This window comes from Cupriavidus sp. GW822-FHT02D05, assembly GCF_058802485.1.
Map to the genome: position 1 here is coordinate 1 of NZ_JBXAOE010000001.1, position 3711 is coordinate 3711.

A 3711-nucleotide genomic window follows, 5' to 3' on the forward strand; every position below is an offset into this window, starting at 1 on the left:
CTGCAAAGCTGGTGCTACGCCGTGGCCATGCGCGAAGACCCCGTCGTGGCCGTCGCCGGACTGGTCGTTGGCCTGGAATCCCAAGTGCCGTCGATCTACCGCAAGCAGACCCCCACCCTGCGCGACAAGTACAACTTCACCGACGAAGAAGTCGAGTTCTTCGACCTGCATATCGTCTCGGATGAAATCCACGGCGAACGCGGCTACCAGATCGTGCTGGAACACGCCAACACCCCGGAGCTGCAGCAGCGCTGCCTCAAGATCTGCGAGATCGGTGCCCAGATGCGCCTGCTCTACACCACCGCCCTCTATCACGACTATGTCGCGCAGGAAATCCCCCTGCCTGAACTGGACATGGCTGCCTGAGCCTGCCCCTGGGCGGAATCGCGGCATTGCATTGGTATTGACGGCCCCGCCCGGGGCCTGACCGGATGAAAGGCTTGGACATCATGGCAGTGGCAAAGACAGACGAATTCAACAACTACATCAACGGCGAATGGTCGAAGAGCGCCAGCGGGCGCACCTTCGACAACGTCAACCCGGCCGATACCGGCGATATCGTCGGCCGTTTCCAGGCCTCGACCGCGGATGACGCGCAGGCCGCCGTGGCCGCTGCCGCAGCCGCGTTCGACGCCTGGAAGAAAACCCCCATCTCGAAACGCGCCAAGATCCTCAACGGCGCCGCCGATTACCTGGAAGCCAACGCCGAACAGATCGCCGAGGAACTGACCCGCGAAGAAGGCAAGGCACTCAACCTGAGCAAGGATGAAGTGCTGCGCTCGGCGCAGACCATCCGCTTCTATGCTGTGGAAGGACAGTCTTTCTCCGGCGAGACCTATCCCCAGGACGATCCCGACATGATCGTCTACAGCCAGCGCGAGCCACTGGGCGTGGTGACCGTGATCTCGCCGTGGAATTTTCCGGTGTCGATCCCGGCGCGCAAGATTGCCCCGGCGCTGATCGCGGGCAACACCGTGGTGTTCAAGCCTTCGTCGGACGCGCCGCTGAGCGGCTACCGGCTGGCGCAGGCGTTTGTCGAAGCCGGCATCCCCAAGGGCGTGCTCAATTTCATCACCGGCCGTGCCGGCGACGTGGGCGCGGCCATTACCGAAGCCCCAGCGGTGCGTGCGATCTCCTTTACCGGCTCCACGGCGGCCGGCCAGCATATCCATCGCTCGGTGTCGCTGAGCACGCGCACGCAGATGGAGCTCGGCGGCAAGAACCCGCTGATCGTGATGGAAGACGCCGACCTGGACCGCGCGGTGGACCTCACCATCAAGGGTGGCTTGTCGCTCAGCGGCCAGGCCTGCACCGGCACCAGCCGCGTGCTGGTGATGGCTTCGGTCAAGGCCGCCTACACGGAGAAATTGCTGGCCAAGGTCAAGACCCTGAAGATCGGCAGCGGCATGACGCCCGGCATGGACGTGGGCCCGCTCGCCACCCGCAAGCAGCTCGAAACGGTGCTCGGCTATGTGGAAGCGGGCAAGGCCGAAGCCACGCACCTGTGCGGTGGCGACCGCCTGGGCGGCGAGGCATACGACAAGGGCTTCTATGTCTCGCCGGCCGTCTTCACCGGCGTTACCCAGCAGATGCGCATTGCCCGCGAGGAAATCTTCGGGCCGGTGATCGCCATCATCGAGGTCAGCAGCTACGCCGACGCCATCGCCAAGGCCAATGACACCGAGTACGGCTTGTCGGCCGCCATCGTGACCAGCAACCCACGCTATGCGCATGATTTCGCGCATGACATCCAGTCGGGTACGGTCAAGATCAACCGCACCACCACGGGCAACCTGATCAACGCGCCGTTTGGCGGCCTCAAGCAATCCAGCACTTCCACCTTCCGCGAGTCGGGCCGGGCAGGGCTGGAGTTCTACACGCAGATCAAGACCGTCTACCGCGGCTGCTGAACCAGCGCGCCCGCAAACCAACGGGCATTCACGCAGCATTCACGTATCGAGCAGGAGCAGGACATGAGAAAAGCCATCAAGCTGGAACTGAAGGAAGCCCGTCACATGGTGGCGGCAGCCATCCGCAAGTCCGAGGAAATCGGCGTGCTGGAATCGATCTGCGTGGTCGACGACGGCGGCTACCCGCTGGTGCTGGAGCGCATGGACGGCGCGCGCATCACCGGCCCGCAGATCGCCTGGAACAAGGCTTTCACCGCCGCCGGCCACAAGCGCTCGACCCACCTGTTCAACCAGGCGCCGAACGGCCCCGCGCTGCCGGGTAATGAAGCCTTCGGCATCCAGTGGAGCTTCGAAGGCAAGTTCGCGGTGTTCGTGGGCGGATTTCCGATCGTGGTCAACGGCGAAGTCATCGGCGGCATCGGCCTGAGCGGCGGCAATGGCGAGCAGGACACCGCCGCTGGCGTGGCAGCGCTGCAGGCCCTGCAGGAACTGCTGGCCGGCGACGACCTGAAGGTGCTGGCAGAGGCCGATATCAAGAAGTAAATCCAGACCCAGCAACAGCCCCGAAAACCGCGCAAGAGCAGCGATGCGAAGCGAGCGGCGTAGGTGTACCAGGCCGTATGGGGCGCCTTCTTTGCCTACTTTCTTGGCAAGACAAGAAAGTAGGTCGCCGCCCCGCAGGGGTGGTGAAACGGCCTTTGACTTTAGGCTTTGGGTTTTAGGTTTTAGATCTAGAAGCCCATCCCCCCACGCATTCCGAGTCCACCATGTCCTACCGCATCCATCTCCTCGAATCCCAGCAATCGTTCGAAACCAGCGCCGGCGAAACGGTACTGGACGGCGCCCTGCGCGCCAATGTGCAGATGGCGCACGACTGCCGCTTCGGCGGCTGCGCCACGTGCCGCGTCAGGCTGGTCGAAGGCGCGGTGGCCTATGACGAGTACCCCATGGGCCTGACCCCGGAAGAAGAGGCCGAAGGCTTTGCGCTGGCGTGCCAGGCGCGGCCCACCAGCGACCTGGTGATCAGCACCGCGCGGCCAGGCGAGCCATGCGCCGAGCCCGCGCGCCACACCGCGGTGATCCGCAAGATCGCGCCGCTCAGCGCCGACGTGGTGCACCTGACGCTGGAGCTGCCGCAGGCGCAGGCGCTTGACTACCGTCCCGGCCAGTACCTCAAGATCTTTACCGGTGACGGCATCGCGCGCAGTTTCTCGATGGCGTCGGTTCCCAAGGACCGCACGGTGGACCTGCACGTGCGCCGTATTCCCGGCGGCTACTTCACCGAGCGCTTGCTGGCGGGACTGCGCTCCGATGACCAGCTCGACGTGGAGTTGCCGCTGGGCGGCTTCTATTTCCGCAAGGACGACTATCGCCCGCTGGTGATGGTGGCCACGGGCACCGGGCTGGCGCCGATCAAGAGCATCCTCGAATCGCTGATGGACGATCCCGATTGCCCGCCGGTCTCGCTGTACTGGGGCATGCGCACCCAGGCGGACCTGTACCTGCACGAACAGATCCAGGCGTGGGGCGCGCGGCTCTACGATTTCCAGTACGTGCCGGTGCTCTCGCGTGCCGACGGCGCATGGAGCGGCCGGCGCGGCCACGTGCAGCACGCCGTTGCCGCCGACCTGCCGGACCTGTCCGAGCATGCCATCTACCTGTGCGGCTCGCCCGACATGATCCGCGACGCCCGTGAGACCTTTCTCGGGCTCGGCGCCAGCGGCGCGCATATCTACGCCGACAGCTTTACATTCCAGCGCAGCTGAACCAGCGCGGGGGGGGGGGGGGGGGGGGGGGGGGG

General features: G+C 65.0%; 4 protein-coding genes. All 4 read left to right on the forward strand.

The window, feature by feature from the left end:
• Positions 1-366: iron-containing redox enzyme family protein (locus tag AC1RQK_RS00005; RefSeq protein ID WP_492806999.1), on the forward strand; the 366-nt coding region annotated here is incomplete at its 5' end.
• 83 nt (positions 367-449) lie between these two features.
• On the forward strand, positions 450-1910 hold the full coding sequence (locus AC1RQK_RS00010; RefSeq protein ID WP_492807001.1) for an aldehyde dehydrogenase family protein: 1461 nt from the start codon (positions 450-452) through the stop codon (positions 1908-1910).
• 63 nt (positions 1911-1973) lie between these two features.
• Positions 1974-2453, forward strand: a complete 480-nt coding sequence (locus AC1RQK_RS00015) for a GlcG/HbpS family heme-binding protein (RefSeq protein WP_035867076.1) — start codon at positions 1974-1976, stop codon at positions 2451-2453.
• A gap of 224 nt (positions 2454-2677) precedes the next feature.
• Positions 2678-3676 carry a 2Fe-2S iron-sulfur cluster-binding protein gene (locus tag AC1RQK_RS00020; RefSeq protein WP_492807003.1) on the forward strand — a complete coding sequence of 333 codons (999 nt, stop codon included), beginning with the start codon at positions 2678-2680 and terminating at the stop codon, positions 3674-3676.
• The last annotated feature ends 35 nt before the right edge of the window (positions 3677-3711 follow it).

Bases quoted from the DNA above. Each gene is read 5' to 3' on its own strand.
- AC1RQK_RS00010 (WP_492807001.1), top strand. From the start codon at position 450: ATGGCAGTGGCAAAGACAGACGAATTCAACAACTACATCAACGGCGAA.
- AC1RQK_RS00020 (WP_492807003.1), top strand. From the start codon at position 2,678: ATGTCCTACCGCATCCATCTCCTCGAATCCCAGCAATCGTTCGAAACC.
- AC1RQK_RS00015 (WP_035867076.1), top strand. From the start codon at position 1,974: ATGAGAAAAGCCATCAAGCTGGAACTGAAGGAAGCCCGTCACATGGTG.